Raw genomic sequence first — 463 nt, 5'->3', positions numbered from 1 at the left:
AAATAAATCAAATTGATGCCAATATGTTTAAACTATTAAAAGCAATAAAAATAAGCGTCATGTTATCTGAAGTATATAGGACATCCTGCAACGCCTTTTGTTCCTTATGAGGTGCACGTCCGGATGTAGAACAATGCCTATTTAGTTTTTTTTCACACCACCACGAAAAGAGAATGGTCGGAGGTAAGGTCTGGCTCACGGTTATCCAGTTCGAGGCGCTCTGACCACTTTGTTGTCCTTGTCGACGAAGATACGGACTCTGTCATAGCGGAGGTCAAGTGTGGTTGGACTATTCTCCGGAATTATCTCAACATGGACGTCTGGTCGGTCCTTCAAAACCTGTGTCTCTGCCTCTCCGCCCGTCTTTCCAACAAGCTCCGGCCATTCCTGCTTCTGCGTCGCCATCTTGGTTTCTTAGCGCAGTCTTCACGAAACAAGAAGCAAACTGAAGTTTCGAGAGATC

At 45.1% G+C, this 463-nt stretch carries 1 protein-coding gene; it reads right to left on the bottom strand.

Features of this window, described 5'->3' with window-relative positions; translation table 11 throughout:
- Positions 1–201 precede the first annotated feature (201 nt).
- Positions 202–405 carry a serine protease inhibitor gene (locus L5849_RS16525; protein WP_368735743.1) on the bottom strand — a complete coding sequence of 68 codons (204 nt, stop codon included), beginning with the start codon at positions 403–405 and terminating at the stop codon, positions 202–204.
- Positions 406–463: the final 58 nt, after the last annotated feature.

Source organism: Erythrobacter sp. SN021 (assembly GCF_021864455.1).
Note: the sequence above shows the minus strand (reverse complement) of the source record. Positions and strands in the feature narration are given on the sequence as shown.